At 73.1% G+C, this 23,557-nt stretch carries 21 protein-coding genes; 17 read left to right on the top strand and 4 right to left on the bottom strand.

Features of this window, described 5'->3' with window-relative positions; genetic code table 11:
- The first annotated feature begins 19 nt into the window (after positions 1–19).
- The 10 genes from ACIBQ8_RS49745 to ACIBQ8_RS49700 all read left to right on the top strand — a co-directional run bounded on the left by ACIBQ8_RS49745 (position 20) and on the right by ACIBQ8_RS49700 (position 8,974).
- Positions 20–787: a phytanoyl-CoA dioxygenase family protein gene (locus ACIBQ8_RS49745; protein WP_397170973.1), complete on the top strand. Its 768-nt coding sequence runs from the start codon at positions 20–22 to the stop codon at positions 785–787.
- A complete protein-coding gene (locus tag ACIBQ8_RS49740; protein ID WP_397195715.1) occupies positions 772–1,728 on the top strand; it encodes a phosphotriesterase in 957 nt (318 codons plus the stop codon). Before ACIBQ8_RS49745 ends, ACIBQ8_RS49740 begins: the two co-directional genes overlap by 16 nt.
- Positions 1,725–2,942 carry a cytochrome P450 gene (locus tag ACIBQ8_RS49735; protein ID WP_397195714.1) on the top strand — a complete coding sequence of 406 codons (1,218 nt, stop codon included), beginning with the start codon at positions 1,725–1,727 and terminating at the stop codon, positions 2,940–2,942. The genes ACIBQ8_RS49740 and ACIBQ8_RS49735 overlap by 4 nt, the downstream gene beginning before the upstream one ends.
- Positions 2,939–3,751, top strand: a complete 813-nt coding sequence (locus ACIBQ8_RS49730) for an SDR family NAD(P)-dependent oxidoreductase (RefSeq protein WP_397170977.1) — start codon at positions 2,939–2,941, stop codon at positions 3,749–3,751. Before ACIBQ8_RS49735 ends, ACIBQ8_RS49730 begins: the two co-directional genes overlap by 4 nt.
- Before the next feature lie 72 nt (positions 3,752–3,823).
- On the top strand, positions 3,824–4,681 hold the full coding sequence (locus tag ACIBQ8_RS49725) for a Gfo/Idh/MocA family protein (RefSeq protein WP_397195713.1): 858 nt from the start codon (positions 3,824–3,826) through the stop codon (positions 4,679–4,681).
- Positions 4,682–4,918: 237 nt separating this feature from the next.
- Positions 4,919–5,881, top strand: a complete 963-nt coding sequence (locus ACIBQ8_RS49720) for an ABC transporter substrate-binding protein (RefSeq protein ID WP_397170980.1) — start codon at positions 4,919–4,921, stop codon at positions 5,879–5,881.
- A 2-nt stretch (positions 5,882–5,883) separates the two neighbouring features.
- Positions 5,884–6,930, top strand: coding sequence for a FecCD family ABC transporter permease (locus ACIBQ8_RS49715; RefSeq protein WP_397170982.1), 1,047 nt, complete (start codon positions 5,884–5,886; stop codon positions 6,928–6,930).
- The gene (locus tag ACIBQ8_RS49710; protein ID WP_397195712.1) at positions 6,927–7,703 is read left to right on the top strand and encodes an ABC transporter ATP-binding protein; all 777 of its coding nucleotides are present in this window, start codon (positions 6,927–6,929) and stop codon (positions 7,701–7,703) included. The genes ACIBQ8_RS49715 and ACIBQ8_RS49710 overlap by 4 nt, the downstream gene beginning before the upstream one ends.
- Positions 7,700–8,338 (top strand): adenosylcobinamide amidohydrolase, encoded by a 639-nt coding sequence (locus ACIBQ8_RS49705; RefSeq protein WP_387647836.1) that lies wholly within the window; start codon positions 7,700–7,702, stop codon positions 8,336–8,338. Before ACIBQ8_RS49710 ends, ACIBQ8_RS49705 begins: the two co-directional genes overlap by 4 nt.
- 21 nt (positions 8,339–8,359) lie before the next feature.
- Positions 8,360–8,974 (top strand): Uma2 family endonuclease, encoded by a 615-nt coding sequence (locus ACIBQ8_RS49700; RefSeq protein ID WP_397195711.1) that lies wholly within the window; start codon positions 8,360–8,362, stop codon positions 8,972–8,974.
- On the opposite strand, the gene ACIBQ8_RS49695 is transcribed toward ACIBQ8_RS49700, so the two are convergent.
- Entirely contained in the window at positions 8,917–10,617 is a 1,701-nt protein-coding gene (locus tag ACIBQ8_RS49695; protein ID WP_397195710.1) for a hydantoinase B/oxoprolinase family protein, read from the bottom strand. The two genes, ACIBQ8_RS49700 and ACIBQ8_RS49695, sit on opposite strands and share 58 nt — an antisense overlap.
- Positions 10,614–12,638 carry a hydantoinase/oxoprolinase family protein gene (locus tag ACIBQ8_RS49690; RefSeq protein ID WP_397195709.1) on the bottom strand — a complete coding sequence of 675 codons (2,025 nt, stop codon included), beginning with the start codon at positions 12,636–12,638 and terminating at the stop codon, positions 10,614–10,616. The genes ACIBQ8_RS49695 and ACIBQ8_RS49690 overlap by 4 nt, the downstream gene beginning before the upstream one ends.
- A 102-nt stretch (positions 12,639–12,740) precedes the next feature.
- Between ACIBQ8_RS49690 and ACIBQ8_RS49685 the strand changes: the two genes are divergently transcribed.
- The 6 genes from ACIBQ8_RS49685 to ACIBQ8_RS49660 all read left to right on the top strand — a co-directional run bounded on the left by ACIBQ8_RS49685 (position 12,741) and on the right by ACIBQ8_RS49660 (position 20,467).
- Positions 12,741–14,216 carry a hypothetical protein gene (locus ACIBQ8_RS49685; protein ID WP_397195708.1) on the top strand — a complete coding sequence of 492 codons (1,476 nt, stop codon included), beginning with the start codon at positions 12,741–12,743 and terminating at the stop codon, positions 14,214–14,216.
- On the top strand, positions 14,216–15,934 hold the full coding sequence (locus tag ACIBQ8_RS49680; RefSeq protein WP_397195750.1) for a serine/threonine protein kinase: 1,719 nt from the start codon (positions 14,216–14,218) through the stop codon (positions 15,932–15,934). Before ACIBQ8_RS49685 ends, ACIBQ8_RS49680 begins: the two co-directional genes overlap by 1 nt.
- Before the next feature lie 70 nt (positions 15,935–16,004).
- Entirely contained in the window at positions 16,005–16,661 is a 657-nt protein-coding gene (locus tag ACIBQ8_RS49675) for a response regulator (RefSeq protein WP_397195707.1), read from the top strand.
- Positions 16,662–16,731: 70 nt separating this feature from the next.
- On the top strand, positions 16,732–18,795 hold the full coding sequence (locus ACIBQ8_RS49670) for a DUF6421 family protein (protein WP_397170995.1): 2,064 nt from the start codon (positions 16,732–16,734) through the stop codon (positions 18,793–18,795).
- Positions 18,792–19,421 (top strand): SDR family NAD(P)-dependent oxidoreductase, encoded by a 630-nt coding sequence (locus tag ACIBQ8_RS49665; protein WP_397170997.1) that lies wholly within the window; start codon positions 18,792–18,794, stop codon positions 19,419–19,421. The genes ACIBQ8_RS49670 and ACIBQ8_RS49665 overlap by 4 nt, the downstream gene beginning before the upstream one ends.
- A complete protein-coding gene (locus ACIBQ8_RS49660) occupies positions 19,418–20,467 on the top strand; it encodes a low specificity L-threonine aldolase (protein WP_352353523.1) in 1,050 nt (349 codons plus the stop codon). The genes ACIBQ8_RS49665 and ACIBQ8_RS49660 overlap by 4 nt, the downstream gene beginning before the upstream one ends.
- A 7-nt stretch (positions 20,468–20,474) precedes the next feature.
- Here the strand turns inward: ACIBQ8_RS49660 and ACIBQ8_RS49655 are convergent, their stop codons facing one another.
- On the bottom strand, positions 20,475–21,896 hold the full coding sequence (locus ACIBQ8_RS49655) for a phytoene desaturase family protein (RefSeq protein WP_397195706.1): 1,422 nt from the start codon (positions 21,894–21,896) through the stop codon (positions 20,475–20,477).
- A 57-nt stretch (positions 21,897–21,953) separates the two neighbouring features.
- Positions 21,954–22,595 (bottom strand): DUF305 domain-containing protein, encoded by a 642-nt coding sequence (locus tag ACIBQ8_RS49650; RefSeq protein ID WP_397171000.1) that lies wholly within the window; start codon positions 22,593–22,595, stop codon positions 21,954–21,956.
- A 120-nt stretch (positions 22,596–22,715) separates the two neighbouring features.
- Between ACIBQ8_RS49650 and ACIBQ8_RS49645 the strand changes: the two genes are divergently transcribed.
- Positions 22,716–23,417 (top strand): DUF3105 domain-containing protein, encoded by a 702-nt coding sequence (locus tag ACIBQ8_RS49645; protein ID WP_397171002.1) that lies wholly within the window; start codon positions 22,716–22,718, stop codon positions 23,415–23,417.
- Positions 23,418–23,557: the final 140 nt, after the last annotated feature.

The following is a 23,557-nucleotide window of genomic DNA, read 5'->3' as shown; positions in this document are numbered from 1 at the left end:
GAGTGGCACACTGGTGGCCATGGAGATCCCGGTACGCCAGGCGACCGACGACGAGGTGGCGTTCTTCGGCGAGCACGGCTGGGTCCGCCTGGACCGGCTGGTCGCCCCCGACACGGTCGGCGAGCTGCGCGAACGGGCCCGCGAGCGCCTGCGGTCGCGCACCCGGGCCGGGGACACGCCGGTCGACCGGGCCTTCGGGCAGTCCCGCGACGTCGCCGCCGAGGACGAGCTGTTCGGCGCGCTGAGCACCAGCCCGGCCATGGGCCGCAACGCCGTACGGCTGCTGGGCGGGGTGCGGGCCGTGCGCGTGCAGGTCACCAACCTGCTGGTCAAGGAGCCGGGCGAGCACGGCGCCACCGAGTTCCACCAGGACTTCCCGTGGATGCCCATGGACCGCTCGGCCATGCTGACCGTGTGGCTGGCCCTCGCCGACGTTCCCGCCGACATGGGGTCGCTGCGCTTCTACAGCGGCTCACACCGCTGCGGCCTGCTCGGGCGCAGCTTCACCCGCGCCGGGGACGACCAGCTCACCCAGCATCCCTGGATCGCGGAGCTGGAGCTGTCCCCGCCGCTCGACCTGCGGGCCGGGGACGCCACCGTGCACCACGCGCTCACCGTGCACGGCGCGCCCGCCAACCGGCGCGAGGCCGCCCGCCTGTCGTTCACCGTCACCTACTTCGACGCCGACGCCCTCTACACCGGGCTGCCGTACCGGCAGACCGACGGGCTCGGCCTGGAGGTCAACCGGCCCTTCGAGCACGAGAGGTTCCCGTGCCTGAGACCGTGAGGGGCCCGGTCGCCGCCCTCGGGGCGACGCTGATGCACGAGCACGTGTTCGGGCTCAGCCCGGAGATCCTGTGGAACTGGCCGGACGTCCCCGAGGGCTGGGACCTGGAGCGGCGGGCCCGGGAGGCGGCGGCCAAGCTGGACGCGCTCAAGGCCGAGGGGATCGACACCATCGTCGACCTGACCGTCGTCGGGCTCGGCCGGTACGTCCCGGCCGTCCAGCGGGTGGCCGAGCTGACGTCGGTGAACATCGTGGCCGCCACCGGGCTCTACACCTACGACGCGCTGCCGCCGTACTTCGGGAACCGGGGGCCGGGGTCGCTGTTCGGCGGCCCGGACCGGCTGGCCGAGTTCTTCGTCCGCGACATCGCCGAGGGGATCGGGCGGACCGGGGTGAAGGCGGCCATGCTGAAATGCGCCTCCGACCACCTCGGGATGACCAAGGGGTGCGAGCGGGTGTTCCGGGCCGTGGCCGAGGCCCACCTGGCCACCGGCGCGCCGATCACCACGCACTCGCACAGCGCCTCCAGGGGCGGGCTGGAGCAGCAGCGGCTGCTCGGCTCGCTCGGCGTGGACCTGGAACGGGTGGTGATCGGGCACGCGGGCGACTCGACCGACCTGGCGTACCTGGAGGAGCTGGTGGCGGGCGGCTCGTACCTGGGCATGGACCGGTTCGGCATCGAGACGATCAGCTCGTTCGAGGACCGGGTGGCGGTGGTGGCGGCGATGTGCGAACGCGGCCACGCCGGAAAAATGGTTCTGGGTCACGATTCGTACTGTTTCAATGACCGGTTCGACCCCGACGTCGTACGGCGGCGCCACCCGAACTACCACCTCCTGCACATCTCCCGCGACGTCGTGCCCGAACTGCGCAGACGCGGCGTCACCGGCGACCAGCTCCACCAGATGCTCGTCGACAACCCCAGGAGGATCCTGCGATGACCTCTGCGACGACCCCCGCCTCGGCGCAGGACTTCGACGTCGCCGCCGACTGGCACGTCGCCGCGCCGTACGACTTCCTGCGCCGCCTGCGCGCCGCACAGCCGGTGTTCCGCAGCGAGCATCTGGGCGCGTACGTGCTGACCCGCCACGCCGACGTGCGCGCCGCGTACGGCGACCCGGCCCGCTTCTCCTCCGAGGGGTCGCTGACGATCTCCCGCAGCCTCACCCCGCAGACCCGCGCCAAGCTGGGCGAGCACGGCTCGTTCCTGTCCAGCTTCGTGGCCAACGTGGACCCGCCGGACCACACCCGCCTGCGCCGCTCGGTCTCCCGGGCCTTCACGCCGCGGGCCGTCGCCGCCATGGAGGAGCGTTTCCGGCGGCTGAACGAGGACGTCCTCGACCGGGTCGCCCCCAGGGGCCGGGCCGACTTCGTCGCCGAGATCGGGCACGAGCCGTCGGTCAAGCTGACCGCCCGCTTCATCGGCGTGCCCGAGGCCGACGAGGCGTTCGTGCAGGCGCACGTCAAGGACTGGTTCATGCTGTTCCTGTCGCCGCAGCCGCCCGCCCGCCAGCTTGAGCTGGCCGACAGCTTCCTGGCCTACCTCGACTACGTCGACCGCCTGGTGGCCGCCCGCGCCAAGGACCCGCGGGACGACTTCACGTCCCTGATGACCTCGCTGATCGGCGACGAGCTGAGCCATCGGGAGGTCGTCGAGCTGATCTCCACGATCCTGCTCGGCGGCAACGACACCGTCCCCAACCAGCTCGGCAACAGCGTCCTGCGGCTGCTGCGCGAGGACGCCTGGCCGGTGCCGCCCTCCTCGATCGCGGGGGCGGTCGAGGAGTGCATGCGGATCGACGGCGCCTCGCTGGGCTCCTTCCGGTACGCCGTCCAGGACGTCGTCCTGCACGGCGTGACGATCCCGGCGGGCTCGCTCGTCCTGCTGTCCACCGACTCCGCCGGGCACGACGAGACCGTCTTCCCCGACCCGGAACGGTTCGTGATCGACCGTCCCAACGCCGCCGACCACCTGGTCTTCGGGTACGGCATCCACTTCTGCGTCGGGGCGGCGCTCGGCCGCCTGCAACTGCGCGCCGCGCTCGACGTCCTCGGGCGCCGCCTGCCCGGCCTGCGGCTCGCCCCGGACGCGCCCGTCGCCTACCGCAGGTCGCTGGTGGGACGCGGGCTGAGCGCGCTGGCGGTGGAGTGGTGACCGCCGGCACCATGAACGGCCGGTTCGGCGGGCGGGTGGCGCTGGTGACGGGGGCGGGGTCGGGCATCGGCGCGGCCTGCGCGGCCCGGCTGGCCGCCGAGGGCGCCCGGGTGGGCGTGCTCGACCTGCGCGCCGCCCCGGCCCGCGCCACCGCCGCCGCCGTACGCGCCCGGGGCGGCGCCGCCATGGCGCTGACCTGCGACGTGTCGGACGAGAAGCAGGTGGAGGAGTCGGTGGCCGCGCTGGTGGCCGCCTTCGGCCGGGTGGACGTGCTGCACTCCAACGCCGCCTGCCTCGACCGCGACGTCTACGGCCGCGACCGCGACCTGACCGCCATGGACGCCGCCGTCTGGGACCGCACGATGGAGGTCAACCTGCGGGGCGCGATGCTGCTGGTCAAGCACGTCGTCCCGGTGATGCGCGACGGCGGCGCGATCGTCCTGACGTCCTCGGTGTCGGGCCTGACCGGCGACGTGGACCACGCCGCGTACGGCACCTCGAAGGCGGCCCTGGTCGGCTTCACCCGCTACGTCGCCACCATGTACGGCGACCGCGGCATCCGCTGCAACGCCGTCGCCCCCGCCCTGGTCATGACCGCCGCCGCCGAGCGCGCCCTCACCCCGGAGCAGCTCGCCGACAAGGCCGCCGAACGCCTCCTGCCCTGGCCCTGCGCCCCCGAGGACGTGGCCGATCTGGTGGCCTTCCTGGCCTCGGCCGAGTCCCGCTGCATCACCGGCCAGACTGTCGCCCTGGACGGCGGCACCCTCGTCCACCGCCCCGAGCACGCCATCCACCGCTCCCGCGCCTGACCGGAGGGGCCGGTGGGCGGGAGCCCGGCCGAGGGATCTAAGGTCGGGAGAAAAGCGGACTAAGGGGGACGGATGGAGCCGGTCGCGGTCGGGCTGATCGGGGCGGGGCCCTGGGCGGAGATGGCGCACGCGCCGATGCTGGCCAAAGGCCCCCACACCCGGCTCGCCGGCGTCTGGGCCCGCCGCCCCGAGCAGGCCGCCAGGCTCGGCGCCCCCGTGTACGAGCGGGTCGAGGAGCTGTTCGACGCCTGCGAGGCCGTGGCGTTCTGCGTGCCGCCCGGCGTGCAGGCCGAGCTGGCCGTCCGCGCCGCCCACGCGGGCAAGGCGCTGCTGCTGGAGAAGCCGCTCGCCGACTCCGTCGAGGGGGCCATGCGCGTGGCCGAGGCCGTGGCGGAGACGGGCGTCCCCTCGCAGATGATGCTCACCATGCGCTACGCCACCCCGACCCGCACGTTCCTGGCCCGCTGCGCCGAGATCCAGCCGTTCGGCGGGCACGCCGCCAACATCTCCGGCGCGCTGCTCGGCGGCAACCCGTTCGCCACCCCGTGGCGGCTGGAGCGCGGCGCCCTGCTGGACGTCGGCCCGCACGTGATCGACCTGCTCGACGCCGCGCTCGGCCGGATCGTCGGCGTGCGCGCGCACGGCAACCCGCTCGGCTGGACCGGCCTGCTGCTGGAGCACGAGGGCGGCGCGGTCAGCGAGGCGTCCCTGTGCATGGCGGCCGTCGGCGACCTGCCGCCCTCGACCTTCGAGGTGTACGGCAGGACCGGCAACGCCGTCCTGCTGCCCGGCGACGAGGACCCCCTGGAGGTCGTGGCCGAGGAGTTCGCCCAGGCCGTCCGGCGCGGCGGCGGCCACCCGCTGGACGCGGCGCACGGCCTGCGGCTCCAGGAGATCATCGCCGCCGCGGAGGCGCAGCTCGCCGCCTGATCCCGTGGCCTTCGCCGCCTGACCCCGAGACCCCTTGACGTCGAGGAAGTCTGGGGCATTGATAACGTTTGTCCGACGCGCAGTGCTGCAGCGAAGTCCGGTGCGATTCCGGCGCTGTCCCGCAACTGTCATAGCCAGGTCGCCTGCCTCTGCGCCGACGTCATCAACCCTCGTGGAAAAGGGTGATCCGTCGCTCATCGCGGGTCTCTCGGTTCCGACAGTGTGAAAGGACTACTCGTGAGGCCCGTACGCACGGCCTTCGCGGGCGCGCTGCTGGGAACGCTCGTCCTGGCCGGATGTGGCCAGACCGGCGCCAATGTCGCCCCCTCGAACTCCCCCGCCGACCCCCCTGCCACCACCGCGGCGAGCACCGGGGACTTCCCGGTCACCGTCGAGGCGGGCAACGGCAAGGTCACCCTCGCCAAGAAGCCGGAACGCATCGTCTCCCTCTCGGCCACCCACACCGAGACGCTGTTCGCGGTCGGCGCCGGCCCCCAGGTCGTCGCGGTGGACGACCAGTCGAACTACCCGCCGCAGGCCCCCAAGAGCGACCTGTCCGGCTTCAAGCCGAACGTCGAGGCGATCATCGCCAAGAAGCCCGACCTGGTCATCCTCTCCAACGACCAGGACAAGATCGTCGCCGAGCTGGCCAAGGTGAACGTCCCCGTCCTGCTCGAACCGGCCGCGACCGGGCTGGAGGAGGCGTACGAGGAGATCGGCGAGATCGGCGCGGCCACCGGCAACAAGGCCAAGGCCGACGAGGTCGTCTCCGGCATGAAGGCGGCCATGGCCAAGCTGGCCGCCGACGCCCCCAAGGACAAGAAGCTCACCTACTACCACGAGCTCGACCAGACGCCCTACGCCGCCACGTCCAAGACGTTCATCGGCCAGGTCTACGGCATGTTCGGGCTGACCAACATCGCCGACCAGGCCCCGGACGCGGCGGGCGGCTACCCCAAGCTGTCGGCCGAGTTCGTCGCCCAGGCCGACCCCGCGCTGATCTTCCTGGCCGACGTCAAGTGCTGCCAGCAGAGCAAGGAGACGCTGGCCAAGCGGCCCGGCTGGAAGAACCTCTCGGCCGTCAAGAACGACCAGGTGATCCAGCTCGACGACGACCTCGCCTCCCGCTGGGGCCCGCGCGTCGTGGACCTGGCCCAGGCGATCGGCGCGGCCGTGGCCAAGGCCGGCGGCGCGGGCTGACGGTGACAGGCAAGGCGCAGCCGTCGAGGGCGCGTCCGGTCTGGGTGGCGGGCGCCCTGGCCGTGCTGGCCCTCACGATGGTCGCCGGGCTGCTCGGCGGCGCGGCGGACATCTCGCCGTGGCAGGTGGTCCTCCAGGTGGCGGACTGGTTGCCGTTCGTCTCGGCCGACTCGGGCCTCGCGCCGGTCGAGCAGGGCCTGCTGTACGAGCTGCGCCTGCCCAGGGTGCTCGTCGCCGCGGTCGTGGGCGGCCTGCTGGCCATGGCCGGCGCCGGGTACCAGGGCGTGTTCCGCAACCCGCTGGCCGACCCGTACCTGCTGGGGGCCGCCTCCGGCGCCGGGCTGGCCACGACGCTGGCCATCGTGCTGCTGCCCGGCGCGAGCGCGAGCATCCCCGTCGCCGCCTTCGCCGGGGCGGTGGGCGGGGTGTTCCTGGCGTACACGCTGGGCAACGCGGCCGGCCGCTCCGGCGGCGCCGGCGGCGGCACGGCCACCCTGGTGCTGGCCGGGGTCGCGGTCACGTCGTTCCTGACCGCGATCCAGACGTTCGTCCAGCAGCTCAAGGTCGAGGAGCTGGAGCGCATCTACTCCTGGATCCTCGGCGACGTCGGCGGCGGATGGGACCAGCTCCTGCTGGTGCTGCCGTACGCCGCGGTCTCCTCCGTCCTGCTCCTGCTGCACGGCAGGATGCTGGACGTGCTCAGCGTCGGCGACGAGGAGGCCGGCAGCCTCGGCGTACGGGCCGGGCGGGTGCGCCTGACCGTGCTCGTGGCCGCCTCGCTGGCCACCGCGTCGGCCGTCGCGGTCAGCGGGCTCATCGGGTTCGTCGGCGTGGTCGTGCCGCACGTCGTCCGGCGGCTGGCGGGCGGCTCGTACCGGATCGTGCTGCCGCTGTCGCTGATCGGCGGCGCGGCCTTCCTCGTGGCGGCCGACCTCATCGCCCGTACCGTGATCGCGCCGGCCGAACTGCCCATCGGGGTCGTCACGATGTTCGTCGGGGCGCCGTTCTTCGTCGGCGTCCTGCGCATGACCAGGCGGGTGGCCACGTGATCGGCGTACGGGCCCTGTCGGTGCGCCTGGGCGAGCGCGACGTGCTGACCGGCGTGGACGCGCACGTGCGGCGCGGCGAGTGGCTGGCGATCATCGGGCCCAACGGCGCGGGCAAGTCCACGCTGCTCAAGACCGTCATGGGCGCGATCGTCCCGCAGCGGGGCGAGGTCGTGCTCGACGAGCGCCCGCTCGCCGCGCTCAAGCCCCGCGAGCGCGCCAGGCTGCTGGCCTACGCCCCGCAGACGCCCGCCCTGCCGCCCGACATGACGGTCTTCGACTACGCCCTGCTGGGACGCACGCCGTACATCCCCTACCTGGGACGCGAGAGCCGGCACGACCGCGAGGTGACCGCGTCCGTGCTGGACCGGCTGGACCTGACCTCCTTCGCCGGACGCCGCGTCGGCGAGCTGTCCGGCGGCGAGCGCCAGCGCGTCGTGCTGGCCAGGGCGCTGGCCCAGCAGGCCCCCGTGCTGCTGCTCGACGAGCCCACCACCGCGCTCGACCTCGGCCACCAGCAGCAGGTGCTGGAGCTCGTCGACCGCCTGCGCCGCGCCGACGGCCTGACCGTCGTCACCACCCTGCACGACCTGACCGTGGCCGGCCTGTACGCCGACAGCCTGATGCTGCTGGCCGGCGGCCGCGCCGCCGCCACCGGCCGCCCCGACCAGGTGCTGACCGAGGCGCTGATCGGACGGCACTTCGACGCCCGTGTCAAGATCGAGCCGGGCCCCGACGGGCGGCCCGTGGTGCACCTGGTGCGAGGTGGGACGTGAAGCTGACCTATCGCGTGGAGGAAGGGACCCGGCTGGGGTCCCTGCTGTGGGAGTTCGGGCCCGGCTTCCGCATGATCTCCTCGGCCATGCTCGGCGGCGGCATCGGCCCCCGAGAATGGGTGCTGAACGCCCAGGTCGTGGCCGGTTACGCCCGGATGGACCCGGTGGACCACCTGGTCGAGCTGGGGCCGCCCGGCCCCGGCGTCGGCATGCTGACCGCCGCCTCCGTCGACCGGTACGTCCGGGCCGCCGACGGGGGAGCCGAGGCCGTGGCCACCGTCGGGCTGCGCGTCCCCACCTGGGCCGCCGCCCCCGAGGGCGCCGCCGACCCCGAGCTCGCCCCCATGCGGGCGGGCACCGTCAACATCGTGACCGTCCTGCCCGTCGCCATGACCGACGCCGCCCTGGTGAACCTGGTCATGACGGTCACCGAGGCCAAGACCCAGGCGCTGATCGAGGCCGGCTACCCCTGCACGGGCACCGCCTCGGACGCCGTCTGCGTGGTCGTCCCGCAGGACGGCCCCGAGCAGCTCTTCGGCGGCCCCCGCTCGGAGTGGGGCGCCCGCGCGGCCCGCGCCGTCCACACAGCCGTCCGCCGCGGCGCCGAGGCGTGGCGCCCCGGTGACTACAGGTGAGCATTTTGGGGGAAGTAGCATGTGGACAAGGGCGTGACTCCCGATACTGAGTGGGTGACCGCAACGCCGATCGAACCCCCCACACGGTGCACCGTTCTTCCCGGCCCGGACGATGACCTCCTTACGTTCCCCAACGGCGGGAACCGTTACGAGCGTGTCTACGGGAGCCTGGTGGTGAGTCCTCCCTCCACCCCCGATCACCAACGAGTGATCAGCCGGCTGCTGGTGATCCTCGACGACGCGGCCACGCCCGGGCTGGAGCCCTTGCCGGGCGTCGGCGTTCGCGCCGGCGAGGGGTGCCTCTACATCCCCGACCTCGTCGTGGTGCCCGAGAAAGCCTGCGGGTCGGGGCCGCTCGTGGCCAGCGATGTGCTGCTGGCCGTGGAGGTCGCGGGCCCGCACGCCCGACTACTCGACGGTACGAGCAAAGTGCTGGCCTACGCGGCAGCCGGGATTCCCCTCTACTGGCGTGTGGAGCCCGACGAGGGGCCGACGCTCTACGTCTACGAGCTCGACGACGACTCCTACAAGGGGCCCGTCGCGTATGAGGCGGGCACCACGGTCAGTCTCTCGGCTCCCTATCCGGTGAGCTTCGACCCGGCCGTCCTGACCGGTCCCCGGCGGGCGAAGCCGTAGTCCTTCTCGGCGCCTTCGGGGGTGATGTGGCCTGACTCCAGGTCGGCCAGGATCGCCGCCGGGTCCCTTTCCGACGGGGGGCCGAGGCCGCCGCCGCCCGTGGTCTCCACGACGAACGCCTCGCCCGCCGCGAACCGCACGTTGTTGACCTTCGAGGCCAGCCGTTCCACCCGCCCGTCCGGGTGGCGCTTGTGGAAGCCGCCCACCCTGCCGGGCAGGCCGCCGTCCCGGCCCGGGGGCGGGAGGCGCAGGCGGTCGCCGCGGGTGGTGACGTGGCAGTCGGCCAGGAAGCGGTAGACGGTACGCGAGCCGAGCCCGCCCCGGAAGCGGCCGGGGCCGCCGGAGTCGGCGATCGTCTCGACCGACTCCACGATCAGCGGGCAGCGGCTCTCCACCGGCTCGGCCTGCGGCACCGAGTTGCGGCCGATGCCGAAGTGCACGCCCGTCGCGTCCGGCCCGTCCAGCCCCTGCCGGGCGCCCACTCCGCCGAAGTCGTAGGACAGGTGGATCCAGTACGGCGCCCCCACCGCCGCGATCGAGAACGGCTGGAGGATCCCGCTGGCCGCGATCGCGCGGTCCGGCATCGCGTCCGACATCGCCTGGAACACCGCTTCCATGGCGGCGTAGATGGGGACGTACCGGCCGCCGCACGGATGCGGGGAACGGGCGTTCAGCAGGGAGCCCGCCGGCAGGACGACCTCGATCGCGCGCAGGCAGCCGTCGTTCATCGGGATCGTCGGGTCCAGGAAGCAGCGCACCGCGAAGACGGCCGCCGCCAGCGACTGCGACGCCGAGGCGTTGATCGCGGCGGGCACCTGCGGCCCGGTGCCGGTGAAGTCCAGGACGGCCGCGTCCCCGCCCAGCGTGACGGCGACCCGCACGTGGTGCGCCACCCCCGGCCGCACCCCGTCGTCGTCGATCGGGTACGACGCCTCGAACCGGCCCCGGGGCAGCTCCGCCAGCGCCGCGCGGGTCCTGGTCTCGGTGTGGTCCAGGTAGTCCTCGACGCCCGCGGCCAGGCCCGCCACGCCGTACTCGGCCATCAGGGCCTCCACGCGGGCTGCGGCCACCGCCGTCCCGGCCACCAGCGCCCGCACGTCGCCCATGACCTTGTCGGGCGTGCGGCTGTTGGCCCGCAGGACGGCCTCCACGGCCGGTTCGAGGCCGTCCCGGGTGGCCAGGCGGACCGGCGGGAGCTGGAGCCCTTCGAGGAAGATGTCGGTGGCCAGCGGCGCCATCCCGCCGGCCGACAGCCCGCCCAGGTCCGAGACATGGATCATGGTGGCGGTGAAGTACGCCGGGACCCCGCCGGCGAACACCGGCCGGTAGACCAGCAGGTCGTTGGTGTGCACGCCGCCCCGGTAGGCGTCGTTGAGCGCGTACGCCTCGCCGGGCCGCATGGTGTGCGGCGGGACGTCCTTCAGCAACTCGGGCAGCGCGACCTTCAGGGCCATGCTGTTCATCAGCGTGGTCGCCATGGACTGCGCGACCAGCCTGCCCCCGGCGTCCAGGATCGCCGCCGAGGCGTCGGAGCCCTCCACGATGAACGTCGAGTACGCCGACCGCACCACCACGATGCTGGCCTCCTCGGCGGCCACGACCAGCGCGTTCCTCAGCACCTCGGCGGTCAGCGTGTCGTTCACGCGGCGCCCTCCAGGGTCAGGCGCACCGCGCCGGACGGGCCGGCCGCGGCCCGCCAGCCGGGCGGGACGACGATCGTGGACCCGGCGTCCTCGACGATCGCCGGGCCGCGCACCCGGTCCAGCGTCCGCCGCGGGTGCACGGGGACGTCGAGCCACCCCCCGGCCTCGGGGAAGTACGCCCTCCTGCGGCCCTCCGCGCCGCCGCCGGGCGGCTCGGGCCGGCGGGGAGGGGCGGCGGTGGCGGGCGCGGTGGCGGGCGCGGGGGCGGTGGCGTCCGTGACGCGGACGCGGTAGCTGACCAGCTCGATCTCCCCCTGCTGGGCAATCCCATACACCTGCGCATATTTCGCGAAGAATCGTGACGCCAGCTCCTCCCGCGACTCCGCCCACTCCACGGTCAGGTCGTGCGACTGGCCCTTGAACCGCACGTCCACCGACCGGGCCACCCGCACCCGGGCGACGCCCAGATCGGCGGCGGCGTCGGCGGCCAGCGCGGCGAACACCTCCTCCGGGTCGCCCGCGTCCAGCCGCGACAGCACCCGGTCCGTCGAGAGCGCCCCCGCCAGCAGCCCGGCCGCCGAGGCCACCCCGCAGTACGCGGGCACCACCACCGTCGCGATCCCGAACCGCCGCGCCACCCCGGCCGCGTGCATCGGCCCCGCGCCGCCGAAGGCCACCAGCGCGAACCCCCGCGGGTCGATCCCGCGCTGGACCGTCACCACGTGCACGGCCGCGGCCATCGAAGCGTTGACGATCTCGTGCACGGCGTGCGCCGCCTCCTCCCGGGACACCCCGAGCGGCCCGGCCAGCCGGTCCACGGCCTTGGCCGCCAGCGGCTCCGACAGCGGCGCCGACAGCGGCGTCGAGGCCGGGGAGAGGTAGCCGAGCACGAGGTCGGCGTCGGTGACCGTCGGCTCGCCGCCGCCGAGCCCGTAGCACGCGGGACCGGGGGAGGAGCCCGCCGACCGGGGCCCGACGCGCAGCGCGCCCGCCGGGTCCAGCCACGCGATGCTGCCCCCGCCCGCGCCGACCTCGGCCAGGTCGATGGCCGGGGTCTTGATCGGCACGCCGGTGCCCGCCCGCCGCCCGCCGAAGCTGCCCTTGCCGCCCACGTGGAACTCGTGGGTGATCTCCGGACGTCCCCCGCGCACCACGCACGCCTTGGCCGTCGTGCCGCCCATGTCGAACGAGATCACGTCCGGCAGCCCGGTCCCGGCCGCCGCCAGCACCCCGGCGGCCGGGCCCGACTCGATCGTGGACACCGCCCGCCGGGCCGCCAGCTCGGCCGAGACGACGCCGCCGCCGGACTCCATGACGTGCACGGGCGCGTCGATCCCGATCGCGGCCAGGCGCTCGCGCAGGCGCGACAGGTAGGAGGTCATCAGCGGGCCGATGTAGGCGGACATGATGGTGGTGGTGGCGCGCTCGTACTCGCGGATCTCGGGCCAGATCTCGCAGGAGGCCACCACGTGCGGCACGTGCTCGCGCAGGATCGCCGCGGCCCGCCGTTCGTGGGCGGGCTCGGCGTAGGAGTGCAGCAGGCAGACGGCCGCAGAGGTGATGCCGCGCCGGGCGATCTCCGCGGCGGCCCGCCGTACCGAGCCCGGGTCCAGGGGGGTGAGCACGTCGCCGCGGGCCGAGACGCGCTCGTCCACCTCGAAGCAGTCGCCGGGCGCGACCGGGGGAGGGGGCGGGGTGAAGCGCAGGTCGTACCGGTCCTCCTCCACGCGGGCGTGCCGCCCGAGCGGGACGGCGGCGCGGAAGCCCCTGGTGGTCACGAACGCCACCCGCGCGCCGGTGCGTTCGAGCACCGCGTTGGTCGCCAGCGTGGTGGCGTGCACGACCCGGGTGACCCGGGCGGGGTCCACGGATCCGAGCGCGCGAGTAACGCCGGTGAGTATGCCCGCGATGGGGTCGTCGTGGGTGCTCAGACACTTGGCCACGGCGGCGACCCCGCCGGGGCCGCTCAGGACCACGTCGGTGAAGGTGCCGCCGACGTCGACGCCGATCGCGAACCCCATCCCGGTACGGTAGATCCCCGAGCAAGCGCTTGTCTATGTATCGATCTCTTGACTTACGGCATCTGATTGGGAACCTGGACGTATTCAGTGTTTGGAGCCAAGATGGCGCGCATCACAGCTCTGGCGGGCGGCATGGCGGCGGCGCTCGTGCTGCTCGCGATCCCCGCGGCTCTCCCCGCCGCGGCCCACAACCATCCCAGCGGGATCACCGACCTGGTGACGCCGGCCGTGGTGCGGGTGGAGGCGGTGTCCCATGTGGAGATCACCCTGCTCGACCACATCGGCGAGCTGAAACACGTGGAGCGCTCCTACGACATCCCGTTCGCGTCGGGCACGGGGACCGTCGTCAACCCCGAGGGCGACGTCGTCACGCTCAGGCGCAACGCCGTGAACCCGGACGACGTCGCCGTCTACGCCGCCAACAAGATCTTCGCCGAGCACCACAAGGTGAAGATCCCGCTCGACTACCAGAAGCACAAGCTCAAGGACGACCTGCTCGACCACCACCTGCAGGAGTGCTACCCGCCCAAGACCAGCACCGCCACCTGCATCATCGACGTGACCACCGACATCACGGTGTTCACCAACGTCTCGCCGCCCGGCCAGGGCCTGAAGTACAAGTGCATCAAGGCCGGCAAGACCCCCGACACCCCCGCCGTGCTGGTCCCGCTCACGCCCGCCGCCGGCAGCGTCGGCATGCCGACCGCGCCGCTCGCCGACAAGGTGCCCGAGCAGGAGGGCTCGCCGACCAACGTGGCCGGCTTCCTCGGCCGGCCCGGACCCGGCGTCCAGGAGACCGTGCAGATCGCCCACCTGGCCAAGGGCGGCCAGGCCGGCGTCTCCGGCAGGCCGTTCGCCGACCCCGAGAAGAAGGTGGACGAGCCGGTCAAGCTGGGCGCGCTGGTCGACCAGGGCCTGGCCGGCGCGCCGGTGATCGGCGACAAGGACGGGCACGTCATCGGCATGCTCATCGGCGGCGGCAAGACCGCCACCATGCTGGGCGTCAGGGAGATCACCGCGACCCTGGCCGCGGCCAAGGTCGCGCCGCGCAGAGGCGCGATCGACACCGCCTTCGAGGCCGCGCTGACCCGCTACCACACCAGGTACTACACCGAGGCGGCGCCGGGCTTCCAGCGCGTGCTGGAGCTCTACCCCGGCAACGTGGTGGCCGCCACGCTGCTCAAGACGTCGCTGGCCAAGCGCGGCGGGCCCGAGGACCAGGGCACCAAGCAGGCGGCGGCGCCCCCGTCGCGCTCCACGCCGCTGTGGCCGTTCCTGGTGGCGGCCGGGCTGCTGCTCATCGCCGGGGCCGGCCTGGTGTTCCTGCTGTGGCGGCGGCGGGCCCCGGACAGACCGGTCGAGCTGCCGGAGCCCCTGCCGGTGCCCTCGCCGTTCGACGAGAGCGCCAGCCAGACCGTCGTCGTGCGCCGCTCGCAGCCGTTCCAGGCGGTCCCGCAGCAGCAGCAGGTGATGACCGCCCCCGACTCGCCGCCGGTCAAGTACTGCACCTCGTGCGGCATGAGGCTCGGCCCGGCCCATCGTTTCTGCGGCTACTGCGGCCATCCCATCGAGACGTGATGCAATTGAACGACAGATCGCTCATCGGCCAGGAGGTGGCCGGGTACTACATCGAGGACATCGTCGGCAAGGGCGGCATGGCCGTCGTCTACCTGGCGCTCGACCCCCGGCTCAGCCGCCGCGTGGCGTTGAAGATCCTCAACCCGGTGCTCTCCGTGGACGACAGGTTCCGCCAGCGCTTCATCCTGGAGTCCAGGACGGTCGCCAGCATCGAGCACCCCAACATCATCCCCATCTACGAGGCCAACGCCGACGCCGACGGCGTTCTGTACATCGCCATGCGCTACGTGGACGGCCTCGACCTGCGCCGGCTCATCTACGACCGGGGCCCGCTGCCGCTCGCCCAGGCCAGCCAGATCTTCGCCCAGACGGCCGCCGCGCTCGACGCCGCGCACGCCCACGACCTGATCCACCGCGACGTGAAACCGGCCAACATCCTGCTGGCCGGCGACCACGTCTACCTGACCGACTTCGGCATCACCAAGCACCGCTCGTCGATCTCCGGCCTGACCCAGACCGACCAGTTCATCGGCACGCCCCGGTACATGTCGCCCGAGCAGATCAACAAGGAGCACATCGACGGCCGGTGCGACCAGTACGCGCTGGCCTGCGTGGTCTACGAGGCGCTGAGCGCGCGGCTGCCGTTCCAGCGGGAGAACGACATCGCGCTGCTGTGGGCGCACCTGGCCGAGCAGCCCGCGCCGCTGTCGCAGCTGCGTCCCGAGCTGCCGCCGCAGGTGGACGTCGTGATGGCGCGGGCGCTGGCCAAGGCGCCCGAGCAGCGTTACGCCACCTGCGTCGAGTTCGTGACCGCGCTGCGCGACGCGCTCAGCGGCCTGGAGGCCGAGCCGGGCGGCCGGCACCCGTCGGGGCCGCATCCGGTGCCGCACGCCGTCCCGCGCACCGGCCCGCACGCCGCGCCGGTCCCGGGAGCGGCGGCGGGCCCGCTGACCGGCCCGCGTACGGGGCCTCAGGCCGTCCCAAGGACCGGCCCGCAGCAGAGCCCGTACGCGGTGCCCGGCACCGGCCCGCACGGCCTGGGGCAGCCCTCGGGGCCGCACGAGGCCCATTCCCGGCACGCCGCCCCCACCCATCCCACCGCTCCGGCCAGGCGGCCGGGGCGGCTGCCGATCGTGGCGGTCACGCTGGTGGCCGCCGTGGCCGCGCTGACGCTGGTCGCGATGATCATCTTCAACCACCGCGGCGACACCTGGTCGCGCTACGCCGCCAGCGCCGCCGCGCCGCTGGCCTTCGAGTACCCCGGCGACTGGTCCGCGCGCACCCACCAGGACCTGTTCGCGGTGGCCTCGCCGCACGCCACCGAGTTCGAGTCGCTGTTCGTGGCCGGTCCGGGCGCCGACTGGTCGGCGATCTCCCAGATCGTCGCCGACGACCCCGACAGCGCCGTGGGCGTGTACGTCCAGGTCTCCGACACCCTCGACGCGGGCGGCGACTCCGAGCAGATGAAGAGCAAGATGGACAACCTGCTGCCCGGCCAGGTGGACCTGGGCAAGCCGGTCCAGGACCAGGCGGGCAGCAGCCCGGCCACCCGCTTCGACGGCGTGCTGCACGACCCGGCCGGCGGCACCCGGCTCGGATTCGTCAGCTACGTCATCGACCGTCAGCCCAAGACCATGCTCGTGATGTACTTCTGCGCCAAGAACACCTGCGACGACGCCGTCCAGACGCGCATCAGGCAGAGCGTGCGCCTTTCGTAGACTTGTAACTGACTTGTGCCCGGCTTGACCTGGGTGTCCAAGCCGGGCATCGGCCGTCTACCCTCCGCCTGTGGGCATAAGAATCGTCATCGCCGACGACCAGGCGATGGTCAGGGCCGGGTTGCGCATGGTCGTCGAGAGCGACCCCGGCATGGAGGTCGTCGGCGAGGCCGGCGACGGACGCGAGGCCATCGCGGTGGCCCGCCGCACCAGACCCGACATCGTCCTCATGGACATCTCCATGCCCCGGCTCGACGGGCTCGCCGCGGCCAGGGAACTGCTGGACACGCCCTCCCCGCCCAAGGTCATCACGCTCACGACGTTCGACACCGACGAGAACCTCTACGCCGCGCTGCGCGCCGGCACCAGCGGGTTCCTGCTCAAGGTGTCGCCGCCCGAGCAGCTGCTGGAGGCGATCAGGGTGGTGCACGCCGGCGACGCGCTGCTCGACCCGGCCGTGACCAGCCGGGTCATCGCCACCTTCGCCGGGCGCGCCGACCCCACGCCCTCGCCGATGCTGGCCGAGCTGACGCCGCGCGAGCTGGAGGTGCTGCGGCTGCTGGCCAGGGGGCTGACGAACGCCGAGATCGCCAGAGACCTGTACGTCGGCGAGGCCACGGTCAAGACGCACGTGGCCAGGGTGCTGATGAAACTGTGCCTGCGGGACCGGGCCCAGGCGGTCGTCTTCGCCTACGAATCAGGGGTTGTGCGCCCCGGTGCGGCCTGAGGTTTGACGGACAGGGGGGTACGTATGTGTATATTTTCCGTGAGAAGGCGGTAGCAACAGGAGATATTTCATGCCATCGTTCCCCCGGGTGCTGTTCGACGAGGCCCACAGCGAGTCGTGGACCATCCGCCGCGAGGTCGCCGAGACCATCAACCCCGCCCATCCCGACGACAACAGCTACGCGCGCGCGGCCGCCGCGCTGCGCCATCTGGGGCACGACGTGCTCGCCCACACCGAGGGCGCCCTCACGGCCGGGGCGCTGGCCGGCCAGGACGTCCTGGTGATCGCCCACCCGTCCGGCGACCGGTGGGAGCGCACCACCGGCCACGGCAGCCCCGTCTTCGCCGCCGCCGAGCTGGACGCCGTCGAGGCGTTCGTGGCCGAGGGCGGCGGGCTCGTGGTGCTGGCCGAGGAGGAGCAGGACAAGTACGGCAACAACGTCGCCGAGCTGCTCGCCCGCTTCGGCGTCGGCGTCGGGCACACGACCGTGCGCGACCCGAGGAACGCCCACCGCGAGGTCGCCACCTGGGTGCTCGCCGAGCGCGCCACGGGCGACGGCGTGCTGGCCGGCGTCCAGCGGGCCTGCTTCTACCGTTCGGGCGTCCTGACCGCCCCCGAGGAGGCGACGGTGCTGTTCGCCACCTCGGCCACCGCCGACCCGGCGGGCGCGCCGCTGGCCCTCGCCCTGCGGCACGGCAAGGGCCGGGTCGTCGTGTTCGCCGACTCCGACCTGTTCGGCGACGACTCGATCGAGGACTACGACCACCGCAGGCTCTGGGGCAACGTGATCACCTGGGCCGCCCGCGTCCCCGGCGGCGACGAGGCCGCCGGGTCCCGGGACGAGGCCAAGGCCGCGCTGTTCGCCCGGCTCAAGGAGGCCGTGGAGGAGCTGAAGCCGCTGCAGGTCAAGGACGGCTCGGTGCCGGAGGAGAAGGAGCGGGCCAAGGCGCTGGTCGCCGAGATCGGCCGCCGCGTGGGCGAAATTTCGCCTTATTTCCCCCATGACGCCGCGTACCTCCAGGCCGTCCAGGACGACCTGGCCGCCTGGGCCGACCAGGACCTCGGCGTGCCCGACTTCCTGCGCGCCCTGGACCTCTTCCACCCCGACACCCAGCGCGTGGACGGCCTGGAGCACGTCGTGGTGTTCCCCATGTACACCCAGAACGGCAACCTCAGCCGCAACCTCGAAGCCGTCTGGATCCGCACCATCTGGCCCGACTGGCTGGCCAGGCTGGAGGCGGGCGGCTACGACAACCCGATGTTCGTGCCGATCGCGTTCGAGGACTTCACCTCCGGCTACGACACCCACTCGGCCGTGCTGTTCCCCGAGACGGTCGCGGTGAGCCAGGCCCCGGCCCGCTTCACCTGGGGCGGCATCTTCGCCGACCGCGAGTCCGCCCGGTTCCGCCGGGTCTCGGCGGCGGCCGCCGCCACGCTCCGGCTCGACCTGCCGCCGGACGCCGCCCGCCTGCTGGACTCCCAGCAGCTCGCCCAGGACACGTTCGTGCTGTGGGACCTGATCCACGACCGCACGCACAGCCACGGCGACCTGCCGTTCGACCCGTTCATGATCAAGCAGCGGATGCCGTACTGGCTGTACTCGCTGGAGGAGCTGCGCTGCGACCTGACGGCGTTCGGCGAGGCCGTGGAGCTGGAGGGCAAGGGCGTGCCGCACGCCCGGTACGTGCAGCTCGCCATCCTGTTCGACCGGCTGTTCAGGTTCCCGGTCACCGGTGACCGGGTGCGCAACTACGACGGGCTCGGCGGCCAGCTGCTCTTCGCGTACCTGCACCGCAACGACATCGTCCGCTGGACCGACAACCGGCTCACCATCGACTGGGAGCGGGTCGCGGACGGCGTGGCCGACCTGCGGGGCGAGGTCGAGAAGCTGTACCGCGACAGCATCGACCGCTCCAAGCTGGCGCACTGGCTGGCCGCGCACGAGCTGGTCAGCGCGTACGTGCCGCCGGCGCCCGGCTCGGTGTGGGCCAAGGGCGTCCAGGCCCTGCCCGAGGAGCAGAAGGCCAAGGTGGACGCGGTGCTGCCGGACGAGTTCCCGCTCAGCATGTTCTACGAGGCGCTGCGCCGTAAGCTGACAGACGTGGTCGAGTCGACTAAGGGGATCCGCGCATGATCATCCTGGTGACCGGGGCCGGCGGCCCCACGGGTGAAGCCGTTTCCGAGCACTTCCGCAAGCAGGGGCACACCGTGATCGGGGTCGACAAGGACGACGTCGACCTGCTCGACCGCGCGGCCGTCCAGGACCTCGCGGCCCGGATCGACGCCGAGCACGGCCGGGTCGACGGCGTGGTCCACCTGGTCGGCGGCTGGCGCGGCTCGCGCACCTTCGCCGAGACCCGCCTGGAGGACTGGGACGACCTGCACGACCTGCTGATCCGCACGCTCCAGCACGTGTCGCTGGCCTTCGAGCCGCTGCTGCGCAAGAGCGACAACGGCCGGTTCGTGATCATCTCCGCCAAGGCCGCCCAGCGCCCCACGGCGGGCGGCGCGGCCTACGCGGCGGCCAAGGCGGCCTCGGAGGCGTGGACGCTCTCCCTGGCCGACGCGCTGTCCGGCACGACGGCCGCGGCGGTCATACTGGTGGTGAAGGCCCTGGTCAACGACGCGATGAGGGCCGCGAAGCCGGAGGCGAAGTTCCCCGGCTTCACCGACGTCGGCGACCTGGCGGAGGCGATCGCCGGCCTCTACGACCGCCCCGCCGCAGACATCAACGGCACCCGATTGGACCTCACTTCTTGATCCCCCGGCACGACCCCCAGCTCAAGGCGTTCGCCAGCGACAACTACGCCGGCGTGCACCCGGAGATCCTCCAGGCCATCGTCCAGGCCAACGGCGGTCACCAGATCGCCTACGGCGACGACGTCTACACCGAGGCGCTGCAGCAGGTCTTCCAGCGGCACTTCGGCGACGGGGCGCGGGCCTGGCCGGTCTTCAACGGCACGGCGGCCAACGTGGTCTCGCTGCGCGCGATGACCGCCCACTGGGAGGCGGTCATCTGCGCCGAGAGCGCCCACATCCACACCGACGAGGGCGGCGCCCCCGAGGTGGCGGGCGGCATCAAGCTGCTCACCGTGCCCACGCCCGACGGCAAGCTCACCCCCGAGCTGATCGACCGCCAGGCGTGGGGCTTCGGCGACGTGCACCGGGCCCAGCCCAAGGTGGTGTCCATCTCCAACACCACCGAGTGGGGCACCGTCTACACGCCCGAGGAGATCGCCGCGATCTGCGCCCATGCGCACGAGCTCGGCCTGCTCGTCCACCTCGACGGCTCGCGGCTGACCAACGCCGCCGCCGCGCTCGACGTGCCGATGCGGGCCCTGACCACCGACGCGGGCGTGGACGTGCTCTCCTTCGGCGGCACCAAGATCGGCCTGCTGTACGGCGAGGCCGTCGTGGTGCTCAACCCGTCGGCGGCCACCGGCGTCGACTACATCCGCAAGACGTTCATGCAGCTGTCGTCCAAGATGCGGTTCGTCTCGGCGCAGTTCGAGGCGCTGCTCTCGGGCGACCTGTGGCTGCGCAACGCGCGGCAGGCCAACGCCATGGGGCGGCGGCTGGCCGAGGCCGTGGGGCGCATCCCGGGCGTCACGCTGCCCCGGCCCGTGGAGGCCAACGCGGTCTTCGCGATCCTGCCGGCGGACGTGACCGAGCGGCTGCAGAAGCGCTTCCGCTTCTACACCTGGAACGAGGCGACCGGCGAGGTGCGCTGGATGTGCGCCTTCGACACCACCGAGGCGGACGTCGACGCGTTCGCGGCGGCGGTCGCCGAGGAGATGCGGGCCTGACCGCCGGTCAGGAGGCGTGCCGCTCCGCCTGCGTGGCCAGGCGGGCGGCCTGCCAGCCGCCCATCCCGTGCACGCCGGGCCCCGGCGGCGTCGAGGACGAGCAGAGGAACACCCCGGGCAGCGGGGTGCGCCACGGCGCGGCCGACCAGACCGGCCGCCGCACGAGCTGGACCAGGTCGTTGAGCCCGCCGCCGATGTCGCCGCCGACCAGGTTGGGGTTGCCCGCCTCCAGGGCGGCGGGGCCGGTCGCGTGCCTGGCCAGCACCCTGTCGCGGAAGCCGGGCGCGTACCGCTCGATCTGGGCCTCGACGACGTCCGTCAGGTCCGCCGCCGAGCCGTTGGGGACGTGGCAGTAGGCCCACAGCGTGTGCCCGCCCCTGGTCGGATCGGCCGCGTACGGCTGGACGACCAGCACGTACGGGCGGGGCGAGTGGCGTCCGGCGGCGACCTCGGCCTCGGCGAGCGCGATCTCCTCCAGCGTCCCGCCGAGGTGCACGGTCCCGGCCCGCGCGACCTCCGGGTCACGCCAGGGCACCGGGCCGTCGAGCGCCCAGTCCAGCTTGAAGACGCCGGGCCCGTACCGGTAGCGGCGCAGGCCGCGGCGGTAACCGGCGGGCAGGTCGGCCATCGCGAGGAACTGCCGGGGCGTCACGTCGAGCACCACCGTCCGGGCGTCGAGCTCGTCGAGCCGCTCGACCCGGTGGCCGGTCACCGCCTCGCCGCCCAGCGAGCGCAGCTCGGCCACCAGGGCGTCGGCCAGCACCTGCGAGCCGCCGCGCACGACCGGCCAGCCCACCAGGTGGGCCAGCGCCCCGAGCACCAGCCCGTAACCGGCGCTGACGGGCGAGCGCAGGTCGAGCATGGAGTGCGCGGCCAGCCCGGCCAGCAGCGCCCGCCCCTCGACGGTGCGCAGCGCCCGGCGGCCGAACGTCGTGGCCGGCAGCGCGGCCGCGGCCCCGAACCCGGCCGCCCGCGCGAACGTGCGCGGCCCGGCCCGCCACGGCCCGAGCGGGCTGAGCAGCACCTCCATGAGCGGGAACCCGGCCCGCGCCGCCGCGCCCGCGGTCGCCTGCCAGACCCGGCCGTCGCGGCCGAGCCCTTCGGCCGTACGGGCCGCGTCGCGGTGCAGCAGCACGGCCGGACGGTCGTCGAGCGGATGGGCCGCGGCCACCGGGGGATGGGCGAACTCGACCCCCTTGACGTCGAGCGCCCGCATCGCCGGCGAGGCCAGCGCCATCGCCATCACGGTGGCGCCCAGGTCGTGCACCCGGCCGGGCAGCGTCAGCTCGCCGGAGCGCAGCCCGCCGCCGAACCGGTCGGCCGCCTCCAGCAGCAGCACCTCGCGCCCGGCGCGGGCCAGCATGACCGCGGCCGTCAGCCCGTTGGGGCCCGACCCCACGACGACCGTCTCAGCCCTTGCGGTGATCATGGCGCCCGCCCTTCCGCGCTCCGGGGTTCCAGCCTCTCACGCCGCCCCGCGCGGGGTTCAGGGGGCCAGGATCGACGGGTACGGCTGCGCCCCCCGCTGCTTGAGCAGGTCGGTCATCAGCCTGATCTCACCGCTCTGCCCCTGGACGATCTTCTGGGCCATGCCGGCCACCTCGTCCCGCTTGGACAGCTTGAGCAGCCCCTCGGCCATCTCCACGCCGCCCTCGTGGTGGCGGATCATGAGCTGCAGGAACAGCACCTCGGCCTGGACGCCCTGCAGCTCCTTGAGCTTGGCCAGCTCCTGCGGCGAGGCCATGCCGGGCATCGAGCCCGGAGCCGTGCCGGGAGCGGCGGGCGTGGCCCCGTGGCCATGGCCCGCCATCCAGGCCATCGGGCGCTGGTCGGTCGCCTGGTCGAGACCCCACTGCTGCAACCAGCCCTGGAACATGCCGCGCTGGTTGGACTGCGTGGTGATGATGTCGAAGGCGAGGTTCCTGATCTCCTTGGCCGGGCTCTTGTCCCGGATGACGAACGCCATCTCCACGGCCTGCGCGTGATGCGTGGCCATGTCGCGGGCGAACCCGGCCTCGGGCGAGGAGTCTCCGGGGGTGGAGTCGCGGCCGAACAGCAGGAACGCCGCGGCGAGGAGCACCAGCACGGCGCAGACGATCAGAACGGGTTTTCTGGCGGGCTTTTCCATGGCCCGTCCAGCGTACCCATCCCCGCGCAAGCTGTGATCCGACGCTTATGCGCCTCTTATTCTCCGCATACGCCGGTAGGGCATAGGGTGACCGCAGTCAGGTACGCCGATGGAGGGACGATGACGAAGGAGAAGGCGCAGGCGCGGCGCGAGCATCTGCAGAAGATGCGGGCCGAGCAGCAGCGCAAACAACGCCGCGCCGCACTGCTCATGTGGGGGACGGGCGGTCTCATCGTCGTGCTCCTCGTCGGCGTGGTCGGCGTCTACCTGGTCAACCAGGCGCGCGCGACCTCGCTCGACGCGGTGGCCAACTACAAGTACGAGGCCGGGCAGCACGTCGCCAAGTCGGTCACGTACAAGGAGGTCCCGCCCGTCGGCGGCGAGCACAACAACTACTGGCAGCAGTGCGCGGTCTACGACAAGCCGATCCACAACGAGCACGCGGTGCACTCGCTGGAGCACGGCGCGGTCTGGATCACCTACCGCCCCGACCTGCCCAAGGCGCAGCTCGACGCGCTGAAGGAAGTGGCGACCTCCACCGGCCAGCAGGACTACATGCTGGTCAGCCCCTACCCGGGCCTGCCGGCGCCGATCGTCGCCTCGACGTGGGGCCACCAGCTCAAGCTCCAGGACCCGTCCGACCCCAAGCTCCCGGCCTTCATCAAGAAGTACCAGAACGGCCGTGACACCCCCGAGCCGGGCGCCGTGTGCGGCGGCGCCGACGCCATCACCACCACGTCCGACCAGGCTCCGCTGCCGCCCGAGCCGACCGGCAACACCCCGATGGAGACGCTGGCGCCCTCGCCCAGCCAGTCCAAGTAACACCCCCTTCGCGCGACGTCGAGGGGCCCGCGCCCGCCGGGGCCCCCCCCGGGGGTTTATGGGTACCGGGGATGGGGCCGCCCGGCCGGCCCCCGCGGCCGCGCGCGGGCAACACCAACGCGATGCGGGCGGCGGCGGCG

Origin of the sequence: Nonomuraea sp. NPDC049646, assembly GCF_044465525.1 — a bacterium.
Taxonomy (GTDB): domain Bacteria; phylum Actinomycetota; class Actinomycetes; order Streptosporangiales; family Streptosporangiaceae; genus Nonomuraea.
The sequence above is the reverse complement of the archived record's forward strand: the minus strand, read 5'-3'. Positions and strand labels throughout refer to the sequence as shown.